The sequence below is a fragment of the Butyrivibrio sp. NC3005 genome (genome assembly GCF_000424545.1).
Lineage (GTDB): Bacteria > Bacillota > Clostridia > Lachnospirales > Lachnospiraceae > Butyrivibrio.
This window is the reverse complement of the sequence record NZ_KE384208.1, coordinates 1-13,976: the sequence shown is the minus strand read 5'-3', so window position 1 is coordinate 13,976 and position 13,976 is coordinate 1. Positions and strand designations below refer to the sequence as shown.

Here is a 13,976-nt window from a genome sequence, read left to right as displayed (position 1 = left end):
TTTATTATTATATCACAATTGCGTTATTTTTATATTACTTTTTCATAAAAAGTTGGAATGATTAAATCTTCTTGCTTACGGAATTTTATACCATCTTCAGTCATTTCATCAATAATCGCAATACTTGTTACAGACTTTCCTTCGCTTCTAAGCTTGTCTCCACCGCCCTGAAAGCCTTTTTCTATTGCAATACCAATTCCTGCAACTGTAGCACCTGCTTGATTGCAAATATCAAGAAGGCCATTCATAGCCTTGCCTACAGCAAGAAAATCGTCTACAAGAAGTACCTTGTCCTTATTGCTTAAAAACTTCTTAGAAAGAGTAACTTCATAATCTCTATCATAAGTAAAGGAATGTACGGTAGAAACATATAAATCTCCATCCAGATTCTTGCTCTTTGCTTTCTTTGCAAATACTACAGGCACTCCGAAGTACTGCGCTGTCATGCATGCTATAGCAATTCCTGATGCTTCTACAGTAAGAACGCGTGTAATATTCTGATTTTTATACTTTTCATAAAAAGTTTTGCCAATCTGATCAAGAAGTACTACATCAAGTTGGTGATTCAAAAAGCTATCAACTTTAAGTATATTACCTGCTCTTACCTGACCATCCTGTTCAATACGTTCCTCCAAGAAATTAAGTGTTTCTAACATATCTTCCTCCACCTTAACATATATACTAAACTTATTTTGTGTACGGTTTTAACGCACTAAGCAAAATATCTGTACTTGTCTTGAAATATTTGCGAAGATCAATTGATTTAGGATCAATTAAATACTGTATTGTACATCCTTCTAGCATTGATACGTACTGTGCCGGCAATATTTCCAGCATTTCCTCCGGAATATCCTGACAATATTCTTTCAAAATATCTCTAATATTAGCTCTCCAAAGTTCATATGACTCTGCAAATCTTTCTCTTGTTGCCTCATCAATTCGGCTCTGTACCCAAAAATCCATCTCAGCATGATTGTATTCTGGATACTGCTCCAAAAGATTAATTTCATTTTCAGCAAAAGCATACAACTTAGCTTCAAGACTATCTTTGGCATTTTCCATTAATTCCATTCTATTCTTAGGAAAGATTTCCAAAATACGTTTTTGAAGTGCAACAAGAATTTCTTCCTTATTCTTGTAGTAATACAAAACATTTGACTGAAGCATATCTGCTTCCTGAGCAATAAGACTTATACGAGTACCACTTATTGTATGAGATTCAATAACTCTTAGTGTAGCATCAAGAATCTTCTCATCACCTTTTTTATCTTTTTCGCTCTTTGAAGTATCTACTACAATTCTTTCAATTTCCAAATCCTTTTTTTCTTTCATTAGCGATCCTCTCTGAAATATGCACGGCCCAAACTCTTTGGCGGCTGATTCTCTGGCTTGTTACGTTTACTGGTCATAATGAGTACTATTATAGTAACGACATATGGAAGCATTTTGACAAGCTCTGAGCTGGCACGGGTCTGGCCAGGTAAATAGATATAGAGAACATATAACGCACCAAATACAAGTGAACCCCAAATAGCGTTAACCGGATTCCACAGTGCAAGTATTACAAGTGCAATTGCAAGCCATCCTCTATCTCCGAATCCATTGTTAGACCAGGTACCACCTAAATATTCCATTACAAAATATAAACCGCCTAGTCCTGCAATCATGGCTCCTAAAAGAGTTGAACCATATTTATATTTTGTTACATTTATACCCGCTGCATCTGCAACAGCAGGATCTTCACCTACTGCAATTAAATTTAAACCTTTTCTTGTTTTGGTAAGATACCATGTAGCAATAACCGCTATTATAATAGATAAATAGGTTAGAAATCCATAGGAAAATATAATTTTTCCTAAAATTGGGATTTTTTTCATAGTTTCAGGGAAAAAAGTCTGATAAAAAGAGGCTGTCTTCTTAACAGAAATCTGTCCAACACCACCTGCAATCTTAGAAATAGATCCGCCAAAAAAGTTTCCAAATCCCACACCAAAAGTTGTAAGTGCAAGGCCCACAACATTCTGATTTGAACGAAGGGATATTGTCAAAAAACTATATATAAGGCCACCTAAAAAACTTGCAGCAAGACATCCAATCAAGGCACACAAAACCCCTATTAACGCATTAGGCTCATTTCCGGCACTTATTGCGCTCTTTTCATAAAAGAAAGCTCCCATAAGTCCTGAAATACCACCCATATACATAATTCCCGGGATGCCCAGATTTAGATTTCCGGATTTTTCAGTCACTATTTCTCCGCTTGCTCCATATAAAAGCGGAACTGCCTGACCGATTGCAGCCACTATGAAAGTCAGAAGCAAATTCATAAATATCTCCTTTATTTTACATTTCTTCCATCTTAGTTTTTTCAATTCTGTAATGAATGAAAAATTCGCACCCTATAAGGAAGAAAATAAGAATACCAGTAATAATATCTGATGCATTTTCGTTTAGACCATATTGTGATGCAATCTGTATTGAGCCTTGCTGCATAAATACAAGGAAAGTTGAAACAAGTAGCATTCCCAATGGATTCATATTAGCCATCCATGCAACAATAATTGCTGTAAATCCTCTTCCACCAGCAGTACTGGTTGAAATAGTATGACTTGCGCCGCTGACTATTACCGCTCCTGCTAGACCACATATAGCACTTGAAATCATCATAGTACGAATCATTACTTTTTTTACATCAATCCCGGCATATCTTGCTGTGTTCTGGCTTTCGCCAACTACTGCAATTTCATATCCCTGTTTTGAATAGCGCATATATACCGAAATTGCAACTGTAATTACTACTACGATTACTATATTCATAAAATACTCATTGCCAAATGCTCTGGGAAACCATCCCGCTCTCGTAGCTGCGTTGATAATGCCTACAGAGTTAGAACCCGAAGGATTCTCCCAAAATACAATACAGAAAGTTACTATCTGCATTGCAACATAATTTAGCATCAATGTAAAAAGAGACTCGTTAGTGTTGTATATAGCCTTGAAGATTCCCGGCAAAAGTCCCCACAACATTCCTGCAAGCATACTACATACAATAATAAGTGTAAGAAGAAGAGGTGCCGGAATACTTTTTCCATAAATCATAAGTGCAGCAGACGCAACTGCTCCTATAAGAATCTGGCCTTCAGCTCCAAGATTCCAAAATCTCATCTTAAACGCCGGTACAAGTCCAACTGCAATAAGCAATAAAACAACTATTTCTCTTACTGTCGTCCATAATCTATGATTAGTTCCAACTGCACCATTTATAATTCCACCATAAACTGAAAGAGGATTTTCTTTTGTAATGCCTACTATAACAACAGCACTAACCAAAAGTGACAGTACTACTGCTATAAGTCTTATAAACCATGCTTTCTTTTTAGAAATCACATCTCTTTTAACAATATGACGAATGTATTTTTCTTTTTTTATATTAACTGCCTTTTCATTCATTTTGAAGATACCTTTCTTCCACCTGTCATGAGCATTCCTAGTTCTTCTTTACTGGATTTATTAGCATCAACGATTCCGCTGATTTTTCCTTCACATAACACCAGAATTCTATCACACAGTTGAAGAAGAACATCCAAGTCTTCTCCTACGCACATAACTGCTACACCTTTTTCTTTCTGCTCATTCAGCAAATTATAAATAGTATATGAAGAATTGATATCAAGACCTCTTACAGGATATGCCACCATAAGCACATTCGGTCTGGTAGCTATTTCTCTACCTACTAATATTTTCTGAACATTTCCACCAGAAAGCCTTCTGACCGGAGTATTAACATCTGGTGTTGCCACTTCCAATTTTGCCACAATATGCTCTGCTAGAAGCTTTGGTGACTTACGATCTGCAAAAAATCTCCTGCCACCTCTATAACTTCTAATCATCATGTTATCAGTAAGATTCATTGAACCAACAAGTCCCATTCCAAGTCTGTCTTCCGGAACAAAAGAAAGACTTATTTTTAGTTTCTGAATCTCTTGAACAGTTTTTTCTGAAAGTTTTTCTACAGGAGCATCGTTCGGTGGATAATAAAGAATTTCTCCAGATTCAATAGGTATAAGACCACCAATTGATTCTAAAAGCTCTTTTTGTCCATTTCCTGATATACCTGCAATACCAAGGATTTCTCCTGAGTTTGCGACAAAAGAAATATCTTTAAGTACGTCTTGTCCTTCAATGTTGCGAACATTAACACCTCTAAGTTCAATTCTCTTTTCAGGAGATTTTGGCTTACTTCTCTGAATATCCAAATCAACTTTCTCACCAACCATCATCTCGGTAAGAGATTCAACGCTTGCTTCACTTGTCTTTACTACGCCTATGCTGCTGCCTTTTCTAAGAACAGCTACTCTGTCAGAAATCTCCAAAACCTCATTAAGCTTATGAGTGATGATGATAATAGACTTTCCAGCCTCTTTCATTTTGCGAAGTACTGCGAAAAGCTTTTCTGTTTCCTGCGGTGTAAGAACTGCTGTAGGCTCATCCAAAATAAGGATATCTGCGCCACGATACAAAACTTTGACAATTTCAACAGTCTGCTTTTGAGATACAGACATGTTATAGATTTTTTCTTCTGGATTAAGGTCAAATCCATATTTTTCCACAAGATTACTTACATCTTTGTTGACTTTTTTCATATCAAGTCGTGATTTACCGGAAAGTCCCAATATAATATTCTGAGCTGCTGTCAACACATTTATAAGTTTAAAATGCTGGTGAATCATCCCTATTCCAAGCTGGAAAGCATCTTTTGGTCCTCTAATAGCAACTTCTTTTCCATCTATAAGAATCTGACCTTCATCCGGAAAATAAATACCCGAGAGCATATTCATAAGTGTAGTCTTACCACTTCCATTTTCTCCCAGGATAGATAAAATTTCACCTTTTTCTAAAGTTAAATTAACATGGTCATTTGCGATAACGCTTCCAAATCTTTTGGTTACACCTCTAAGTTCAATTGCATTTGTACTCATTAAACACCTCTGATTAAAAACAGGGCTGTCATGACAGCCCCGTTTTGTCATTACTATTATTTTAAATCTAACGCTTACTGAGCCTTTGCTGTAATATTATCGATAATGATATCGAATGCAGGAGCTGAAGCAATCTCTGACTCATGGAAATATCCATCCTTTACATAGTCAGAATACTTTGCATAATCCTTATCTTCTGCAATCTTCTCCTCAAGACTCTTTCCGCCTACCTTGAACTTGGATGTATCAAATACATGAAGAGAACCGTCTGCAAGCTGTTTCTCAACCTCAGCAACCTTATCCTTTGCATCTGCTGGAACAGTTTCTTCATTAAGTGCTGTAATAGCTACTGCCTTCTGGTTATAACCAGCTGTCCAATCTGTAGGCATCTGTGTACCCTTAATTACACTGTCAACTGCATATTTGTAATATACACCCCAGTTATTAGTAGCAGATGTAAGAGCAGACTTAGGAGCAACGCTTGTCATATCAACATTGTAACCAACGCAAGGAACACCGGCATTCTCACATGCTGTAGGAGCTCCTGTTGTATCTGCATGCTGGCTGATAAGAACGCATCCGTCAGCGATAAGCTGCGTAGCAACCTCTCCTTCTGCTGTCATGTTAGCCCAACTGTTAGTATACTGAACTTCCATTGTAGCTGTAGGACACTGGCTCTGAACACCAAGGAAGAATGATGTAAAACCAGAAATAACTTCAGCATAAGGGAAAGCTCCAACATAACCAACCTTTGCCTGATCCTTTGTAATAGAACCTTTAGCAATCATCTCATTAAGTTTCAAACCTGCCACTACTCCAGAAACATAACGAGCTTCATAAATATTATCAAAATAGTTATGGAAATTGGAAAGTCCTGAACTTGCTGCCTGATATCCTGTTGCATGACAAAACTGAATATCAGGATATTTAGCTGCAACCTGCATAAGATATGACTCATGACCAAATGATGTTGCAAATATAATGTTACATCCCTGATCTGCAAGATCTTCTGCTGCATCAGTACATGACTCATCTTCAGGAATAAGAGTTTTCTCAATTACCTGAGCATCAGTTACACCGAGCTCTTTCTGCATTTCATCGATACCAGCCATATGTGCAGCTGTATAACCTTCATTCTCATCACCGATGTAAATGACACCAATCTTAACATTCTGCGCTGTAAGACCTTCTGTCTTTGTACCCTCTGTTTTGTTGGAATCAGCCTTGTTATCTGAAGACTGACATGCACAAAGAGTAAGTGCTGTTGTTAAAGCAAGAGCGATAGACAAAAATTTTCTTTTCATAAAATCCTCCTATGATTACGGTTCACAAAACATATGCTAACTTAACGTATCTAACAGTCAGTAGCAAAATATCCTTTGCTTTTAGAAAAAGGATTCATGTTTTTGACCACCCATTCAATATAATGATTAGTGACAGGTTTGTCAACATTTTTTTGAACGCTTATTCAAAAAAATTGCGTGACTGTTTTCACAATCACGCAATAACCTTTAATTAAGCTTCTTTTCCTTCATATTCATTGCTATTTTAACAACATTTAAAGCACCATCATATATTCCTATAGATTTATTCCTTTTAATATTTTCGCACATATCTATAAGATAATTGTCATCTTCCATGAACAAATCTATCATCTGATTTATATGTGGTAAATCTCTGCATTCAAGCGTACCATCGCCTATTTCTGCAGAATGAATTGCCCCCCACATCTCATGTTTTCCCACTCGTCTTATAAAAAGTTTAGGAACAGGATAAAATGAAAGTTCAGAAGGCTTTGTGACGAGTACATCACAGCTTCTCATAAGAAGATTTGTAATGTAGACGGCTTCGAAAATATTTTTGTGCCAAAAGCCATGTATTCCATTTATTTCGTAAGAAGGATCAAGTGCTTTTCGAGCAAATTCAGTTGAATCTTCCCAATTATCCATATGTGAAGCTGCTAGTTCTTTCATTCCTTCTATTTCGCTGCATAGTTCATCCCAGACATTTTTATAATCCCCTACATTCACATACAATACTGCTCTTTTATTGCGAATCTCGGGAATTAAATGTCTTATTATGCCTGCAAACAATTCTTTCTGCGCACCAGCCCCTCCTATTGTAAGAAGAAATCTCATCGGCTTACCGTTTTTCTTTCTGTCTATTCGCTGTCCGCAGTCTTTTTCAATTCCATCAACAAGCTCATAATCAATATAGTGACCTGTATAAACAAGGTCATTTCCATTCATTGAATTGCAGACTTTTTTCCCATTCATTCCATTTAACACTCTATACCCATGGTAAGACATATGTGTCTGAATAGTATGAATGCTTCCTTCTGATAAGTGAAGCGCCATTGGCCAGTTATCAGGAATAGCATTAACCACATATTTCATTCCAGCATGTATTGCAGCCTGCGCTGGCCATACATGAGTTGCAATAACCGGAATATCTTTTGGAATATTTTTATATACAGGTGCCATAATTTCTGCATTTTTCTGATCTGCGCAATTATAGGACAGTTTTCTAAAAAGCTCGTAGTTTACAGGTTCCCAGACAAGCTTATTAAAAACCGGATTTTTAGACAGTCTTGATCCAAGTGAATACAGTTCATTCTGACCGCTTATTAGCTTAGTACAAGTTGTCTGTGGAAAAGAGTTAAGGTCAAACCAATAAGGCTTATATCCAAGATGTTGTGCACAAGATGCCATAGCCATAGATATTCTATAATGTCCAAAACCCATTCTTATATTTCCAACAATAATGCCCTTTTCCATATCAAAATCTTCGTTGCCTTTTCCTTCTGCAACTCTAATATCTGATACACCTAGACTTTTTCCAATATACGGATTGTCAATAATCTTTACCTCATAAGACTTATCTGTGTCATCTCCGTACTTTTTCATATTCTTTTTCTTTGCTTTGCAGGCTTTTTTGTAAATCTTATCAGGAATCACATTTCCGAAAATAACCTTTGCTTTATCCTTCATGAAATACCTCCCAAAATACTTGGTACACAAGTTATATAATTCATCTGTTTGTTACTTCAAAATCTATTTCTTTATTTTCAATTTCTGAATGAATGATGAGTTTGGCGTTGCCTCTGTCTCCTGTAGTTCTAACATAGCACGCTCCAACTCCGCCTCTTAATACACTCATTTTAGGCCCTATTATTTCAATTGGACCTTGCGTTTCGAAAAGAACAGGTTCCATGAGAAATGGTGTATCATTTCCATTTTCATCTCTTGCCACTATCCTGACTTCTGCTACATCAAAAGTAAGCGCCCCATCTCCATATTCTCTGAATGAATACTTAAAGAGTTTTTTATCTTCATCATTAATTTCATATATCCCGTTTTCATTCATTTTTCTTATAAAAGAAGGTTCTTCTCTAAGTTTTGTATGATCTACTTTTGTATGAAGATGAATAGTTTTTCCAGGTGCTTTAATAACAGTCTTTACTATCTTTTGGTCTTTTATAGCTTCAAAACGAAAAACAGTAGATTTTCCTCCCCAATCGCCTATATATTTGTTATACAAAATAAGCGCATCTTCAAATTTCATTCTATTTACTGCAATAAGCTTTGCTGCTTTGAGCATTGCACTTTTGGTCATGTGCCCCATTCCAAATCTGCCTGCGCAATTTAACACATCCTTAATGTCAGAAGCTTGTCTTTTTCCATATGGCTCATTTTTTTCAATCTGATTACCAATATAATCATTAATAGGCACAGGACCATGCAAAATATTTTTAAATGGAGTATCTTTTTTCATGTCATATTCATGAATAAAAATATCATTTTTGTAGAACCTGACTTTATCTGCATTAGAAAAAATCCACACGCATCCTCTAATACATTCACTATGCTCTCCGATATCCATATTTGAGCTTATTTCAAGAAAAGGTATCTCATCTTGCTGCATCGCATAACTTGCCGCTGCTTTTTTAGCATTTCTATACATATCCATTACTCCGTGATAACAGATTCTATCACCGGAGCCGAAATCTTTATGAGTGTTATAATCAAACATGCACCAACCAAATGATCCACATATATCAGTATTTCCAGCTATAGCATCCAATACTTTTATATGTCTTATTGCATGTTCAACTCTCCTGTCTTCATTATCAAAAATTTTGGTTGGAAACATATGCCCATTATATTCAGTTACAAGATACGGTTTTGAAGCATCTGACGTTACCGCACTTTTCTTTTCACATCCGTCATTTGTTCCGTTATAAGAAAAATCATTATAGGTATATACGTCTTCAAACAAATGACTCTTTTTGCTTGCTCTTACTCCGCCAGTTTGCCTGCTTATATCAAGCCTATGAGCAAGTTTATTTGTTTTTCTATAAAAATCATCACAATCTATTGATTCATTTATCCTAACTCCCCATAGAATAATAGAAGGATGATTTCTAAACTGTACTATCATTTCCTCTAAATTCTTTAATGCCTGTTCTTTCCAGGAATCATCTCCTATATACTGCCATCCTGGAAATTCCATAAACACCAATAGTCCTAGTTCATCGCACTTGTCAATAAAATCCTGTGATTGCGGATAATGCGAAGTTCTTACTGCATTACAAAATAATTCGTTTTTCAATATCTCAGCATCAAAGGTCTGCATCGATTTCGGCATTGCATATCCTACGTATGGAAAACTTTGATGCCTGTTCAATCCACGAATTTTAAACTTCCTTCCATTTAGATAAAAACCGTTATTCTTAAACATTGCACTCCTGAATGCAAATCTTATTAGCTTCTCATCGATTTTTACACCATCTATATAAATCTCTGTTTTTAAAAGGTACATAGCCGGATATGTGACATCCCACAAACATACTGGTAAAGTCCTACAATTAAAACTTCCTTCACACTTATCTTCTGATAAAACTGTATTTCCAAGTGTAACCCACTCAGAGTAATTCTCTTTTTCGTATATTTTCTCATCAGTTAATAAATCCGGATTAAAAGCAGCTTTTTCTTTACCATAAAGAGATTCTGCCAAATCTTTTGAGGTATACCGACACATAGAAAACTTTAAATTCTTGCTGTTTTTCCCCTCTAAATCTGATATTTTATAATCTATATTTAGGATTGCCTCTTGCTTACATTTCTCAGGATTATGAGCATCAAAAAAAATTTCATTTAATTTCGCACTCACAAAAATATCATCAATAAATGTCCTTGGCTTAATATCAAGTGAAACAGGTCTGTAAATTCCGCAATAGGTCATATAATCAACTACATGTCCAAAAGGCGGAACATTATCTTCTTCGGTACCTGAAACCTGAACTATTATTTCATTTTCGCATCCAAACTCTAATTCATCTGTCAATTCTACTGAAAAAGATGTATATCCATTTGAATGTTTCACAAGTTGACGCCCATTTAAATAGACTATAGCAACATGAGCTACGGCACCAAAAACAAGAAAAACCCTTGAATTCTTCCATTGATTACCTGCTATGAATTTTTTCTTATAGATACATCTATTCTGATAGACAGACTCATCAAAATAATTCAGACTTGTATTTGAAACAGTATGTGGTATGCGCACTGTTTCAAACAAGGTGCTTTTTTCTTTTGCAAAAGACCATGCATCATTAAAGGGAATATGAAGATTCATGCTATACCTCGCTCGCAGGAAACTTATTCTCATTTTTTCGTTTCCGTTTAATATCATTTTATCATTTTAAAGAGAACTTACAAGAAACTATTTTAACAAATATCGTTTCCAAAAATTGTTAAAAGTAACCGTTAACAGTTGAATATAGAAGAATTTTGGAATAAAAAAAAACCCTCGGAATAATTCCGAGGGAAAATTAATAAAAAATGATAATTAAAGCGTTGAAGAACCAACTTCCTTACCGTTAGCCACATAATAAACACGATCTTCTTCTGGCTTTACATACAACTCAAGACTTTTAAGCTCATCAATCTTATGACCTAAATCTTTAGTCCAGTACTGTCTGGCACTTTCAACCATATCATCATAAGAAATGCTCTTTCCTGCATACTGAAGTTCTACACTTGCCTGTAAATCGTCTGCCTTTTTTGCCGGTGCAGTTGCCGGGCTCTTCTTTCCAGCCATTACCTCATCCTCCTCATTGGATAAACCTTGAATTATGTAATATATTTCCGTCAACAAAACTCCCAAAATATATCACCGTCTCTTATTTTCGTAAAAGCACTGCTTACAATATAAAATTTTACGTTTTTAAGAACATAAAGTCAACCCAAATAGCGGATTTATCGTATATTTTTATAAATGTAAAAGAACAGATGCAATTTCAAAGTAGGTGATTAGAGAAATAACATCTACAATTGTCGTAATCATAGGACTAGCCATAACCGCAGGATCAAGTCCGACTTTAACAGATACCATAGGAAGAAAACATCCTACAATCTTAGAGAATACAACAACTACAATAAGTGTAAGACTTACAACAAGTGCAATCTGAATTGAAAGGTGGTCAATCAAAAGAAGCTTAACAAAATTTGCACCAGAAAGAGTAATTCCACATAAAATTGCAACTCTTAACTCTTTCCACAAAGATTTAAACAAATCTTTAAATTGAATCTCATCAAGTGAGAGACCACGAATAATAGAAACACTTGACTGTGAACCAGCATTTCCTCCTGTATCCATAAGCATAGGAATATATGCTGTAAGTAATACACATTTTGAAAGTGCATTTTCAAAGCTACTAATAATCGCTCCTGTAAAAGTTGCACTTATCATAAGAAATAACAGCCATGGCATTCTCTTTTTATATGTTTCAAAAATACCGGTCTTTAAATATGGTCGATCATTTGGAATAATAGCTGCCATCTTTTCAATATCTTCGGTAGCCTCTTCTTCCAAAATATCTACTACGTCATCGATGGTTATGATACCGACCATTCTATTTTCCGCATCTACAACCGGCATTGCTGTAAAGTCATACTTTTTCAAAGTTTTAGCGGCAACTTCCTGATCATCAAGTGTATTGATAGATATTACATTATCATTCATCACTTCACCAATAACAGCATCAGAATCAAGAAGAAGCAGATATCTAAGTGCTACTGTTCCAACCAATACTCTTTTAGAGTCAAGTACATAACAAATATTAACAGTCTCAGAATCAAGACCTATTCTACGAATTTTTTCAATTGCCTGAGCAATTGTCATATCCTGTTTCAAATCAATATACTCTACCGTCATTACAGAACCAGCAGAGTCTTCAGGATACTGAAGTAAATGATTAATCTGGGAACGAGTCTCCTGATTAGCAATAGCAAGCATCTTCTTTGCTACGTTTGCAGGCATCTCTTCCAAGAAATCAATAGCATCATCAACGTAAAGATTATTGATAATATTAGAAGCTTCAGGGTCATTTAGGGATTCAATAATAATTCTCTGGTCATCAGAGTCCAGATTAGCAAATACGTCTGCTGCCATATCTTTTGGTAGCAATCTAAACAAACAGAGAGCATCCTCTTTCTCCATCTGTCCAATAACAAGCGCAACATCTACGTATTGCATCTCACTGAGTGTCTCACGAAGTTGTGAATAGTTCCTAACTTCAACAAGGTGCTGAAGAATTTCGAAATAGTTCTTTGTTTCCATGGTAATTCTCCTTAGGATATAGTTTTAGTTTGCACACTCGGGGCGCAGGATTGTCCGAACTCTGTATATGTGTTTCCATAAAACCACCTCCTTTACCATGTATTTTGTAAAAATAATTTTCAAGCTTTATTACCATATCACATTTTTCCTAAAATGTGTCATTTTTTCACAAAAAAATCACATTTAATTTCTAAATATGTTTTCGTCTTATTTGTATAAAAAAATAATCTTTAAATATATTTCCTTGACAGTCTTCCTTTTTTTTGGATAATTATAACGAATAGTTTTATGAAGGAAAGGATAATCATGAACATATATTATGCGCCAATGGAAGGCATTACAAATGTTTACTTTAGAAAACTTCACCATGAGTTTTTCGCAGGTGTAGATGCTTATTTTACTCCATTTATAGGAATATACGCAGGACGTTGTATCAAAAAGCGCGATGAACGTGAAATTGACCGAGCTCAAAATGAAGGAATAAATCTTATTCCTCAAATTCTAACAAATCATTCTGATGATTTTTTATGGTTATATAGAAAGCTTAGAAATTTAGGATATGAAGAAGTCAATTTAAATCTAGGATGTCCATCCGGAACTGTTACTGGAAAGGGACGTGGTTCTGGATTTTTAAAACATCTTGATGAACTTGAGATTTTTTTTGATGAAATTTTTAACGAGCTTGGCGATGATGCCTCTCACATTTCTGTTAAAAGTCGTATAGGTTTTAACGATGCATCAGAAATGGAGCAAATATCAGAACTTTACTCTAAATATCCCTTTAAAGAACTGACAATTCATCCAAGAGTAAGAAAACAGTTCTATAAAGGGTATCCTGATATGGATGCCTTTAAGAAAGCTCTAGGCAAATCAAGTTGCCCTGTTTGTTACAATGGAAATATCTTTACCGTTAGTGATTACGAGAAGCTTGCAAATGACTATTCTGATGCGATTAATTCCACAAACGGACATCTTCCAAAGCTATCTTCTGTAATGCTCGGAAGAGGAATTGTATCAAATCCAGCACTTGCCAGAGAGATAAAAGGCGGAGACAAGCTTCAAATAAATGAATTCAAGGCATTCAGAAAAGAACTTGAAAATATGTACACAAAAGAATTCGACACTGAAAAGAACGTACTCTTTAAAATGAAGGAACTTTGGTCTTATATGAGTACATCATTTGAATCTTCTGATAAATACATAAAAGCAATTCTCAAATCAAAATCATTTGCAGAATACGAATCTGCAGCAAGAATGTTGGAAAACAACTGTACACTTATCTAATAACAAGAAAAAAATACAAGCAACAAACTGGTCCATGGCGTAGCCCTTTTAATGACCAGTTTGCCACTTGACTTTTGTTCTCACGAAACT

11 protein-coding genes are annotated in these 13,976 nt (G+C 35.4%); 1 reads left to right on the top strand and 10 read right to left on the bottom strand.

Going from position 1 to position 13,976, the window contains the following annotated elements:
• Positions 1-29 precede the first annotated feature (29 nt).
• The 10 genes from G634_RS19805 to mgtE all read right to left on the bottom strand — a co-directional run bounded on the left by G634_RS19805 (position 30) and on the right by mgtE (position 12,602).
• Positions 30-656 (bottom strand): xanthine phosphoribosyltransferase, encoded by a 627-nt coding sequence (locus G634_RS19805; protein ID WP_051234217.1) that lies wholly within the window; start codon positions 654-656, stop codon positions 30-32.
• Between the two features lie 31 nt (positions 657-687).
• Positions 688-1,332, bottom strand: coding sequence for a TetR/AcrR family transcriptional regulator (locus G634_RS0116630; protein WP_051234215.1), 645 nt, complete (start codon positions 1,330-1,332; stop codon positions 688-690).
• On the bottom strand, positions 1,332-2,327 hold the full coding sequence (locus G634_RS0116625; RefSeq protein WP_026506213.1) for an ABC transporter permease: 996 nt from the start codon (positions 2,325-2,327) through the stop codon (positions 1,332-1,334). Before G634_RS0116625 ends, G634_RS0116630 begins: the two co-directional genes overlap by 1 nt.
• Before the next feature lie 16 nt (positions 2,328-2,343).
• Entirely contained in the window at positions 2,344-3,450 is a 1,107-nt protein-coding gene (locus G634_RS0116620) for an ABC transporter permease (RefSeq protein WP_026506212.1), read from the bottom strand.
• Positions 3,447-4,979, bottom strand: a complete 1,533-nt coding sequence (locus G634_RS0116615; RefSeq protein WP_026506211.1) for an ABC transporter ATP-binding protein — start codon at positions 4,977-4,979, stop codon at positions 3,447-3,449. Before G634_RS0116615 ends, G634_RS0116620 begins: the two co-directional genes overlap by 4 nt.
• A 74-nt stretch (positions 4,980-5,053) precedes the next feature.
• Complete coding sequence (locus tag G634_RS0116610) at positions 5,054-6,283, bottom strand: BMP family ABC transporter substrate-binding protein (protein WP_026506210.1); 1,230 nt, start codon at positions 6,281-6,283, stop codon at positions 5,054-5,056.
• Between the two features lie 207 nt (positions 6,284-6,490).
• Positions 6,491-7,969 carry a DUF6937 domain-containing protein gene (locus tag G634_RS0116605; RefSeq protein ID WP_026506209.1) on the bottom strand — a complete coding sequence of 493 codons (1,479 nt, stop codon included), beginning with the start codon at positions 7,967-7,969 and terminating at the stop codon, positions 6,491-6,493.
• Positions 7,970-8,009: 40 nt separating this feature from the next.
• Positions 8,010-10,616 carry a glycoside hydrolase family 2 protein gene (locus G634_RS0116600; RefSeq protein WP_026506208.1) on the bottom strand — a complete coding sequence of 869 codons (2,607 nt, stop codon included), beginning with the start codon at positions 10,614-10,616 and terminating at the stop codon, positions 8,010-8,012.
• A gap of 213 nt (positions 10,617-10,829) precedes the next feature.
• The gene (locus G634_RS19800; protein ID WP_051234213.1) at positions 10,830-11,081 is read right to left on the bottom strand and encodes a DUF6465 family protein; all 252 of its coding nucleotides are present in this window, start codon (positions 11,079-11,081) and stop codon (positions 10,830-10,832) included.
• A gap of 171 nt (positions 11,082-11,252) precedes the next feature.
• Positions 11,253-12,602, bottom strand: coding sequence for a magnesium transporter (gene mgtE, locus G634_RS0116590; RefSeq protein WP_026506207.1), 1,350 nt, complete (start codon positions 12,600-12,602; stop codon positions 11,253-11,255).
• Positions 12,603-12,908: 306 nt separating this feature from the next.
• Between mgtE and G634_RS0116585 the strand changes: the two genes are divergently transcribed.
• Complete coding sequence (locus tag G634_RS0116585; protein ID WP_026506206.1) at positions 12,909-13,886, top strand: tRNA dihydrouridine synthase; 978 nt, start codon at positions 12,909-12,911, stop codon at positions 13,884-13,886.
• Positions 13,887-13,976: the final 90 nt, after the last annotated feature.

What these genes read in the sequence shown, in the direction of transcription:
- mgtE (WP_026506207.1), bottom strand. Translation starts at nt 12,602, where the DNA reads ATGGAAACAAAGAACTATTTCGAAATTCTTCAGCACCTTGTTGAAGTT.
- G634_RS0116610 (WP_026506210.1), bottom strand. Translation starts at nt 6,283, where the DNA reads ATGAAAAGAAAATTTTTGTCTATCGCTCTTGCTTTAACAACAGCACTT.
- G634_RS0116605 (WP_026506209.1), bottom strand. Translation starts at nt 7,969, where the DNA reads ATGAAGGATAAAGCAAAGGTTATTTTCGGAAATGTGATTCCTGATAAG.
- G634_RS0116625 (WP_026506213.1), bottom strand. Translation starts at nt 2,327, where the DNA reads ATGAATTTGCTTCTGACTTTCATAGTGGCTGCAATCGGTCAGGCAGTT.
- G634_RS0116585 (WP_026506206.1), top strand. Translation starts at nt 12,909, where the DNA reads ATGAACATATATTATGCGCCAATGGAAGGCATTACAAATGTTTACTTT.
- G634_RS19805 (WP_051234217.1), bottom strand. Translation starts at nt 656, where the DNA reads ATGTTAGAAACACTTAATTTCTTGGAGGAACGTATTGAACAGGATGGT.
- G634_RS19800 (WP_051234213.1), bottom strand. Translation starts at nt 11,081, where the DNA reads ATGGCTGGAAAGAAGAGCCCGGCAACTGCACCGGCAAAAAAGGCAGAC.
- G634_RS0116630 (WP_051234215.1), bottom strand. Translation starts at nt 1,332, where the DNA reads ATGAAAGAAAAAAAGGATTTGGAAATTGAAAGAATTGTAGTAGATACT.
- G634_RS0116600 (WP_026506208.1), bottom strand. Translation starts at nt 10,616, where the DNA reads ATGAATCTTCATATTCCCTTTAATGATGCATGGTCTTTTGCAAAAGAA.
- G634_RS0116615 (WP_026506211.1), bottom strand. Translation starts at nt 4,979, where the DNA reads ATGAGTACAAATGCAATTGAACTTAGAGGTGTAACCAAAAGATTTGGA.
- G634_RS0116620 (WP_026506212.1), bottom strand. Translation starts at nt 3,450, where the DNA reads ATGAATGAAAAGGCAGTTAATATAAAAAAAGAAAAATACATTCGTCAT.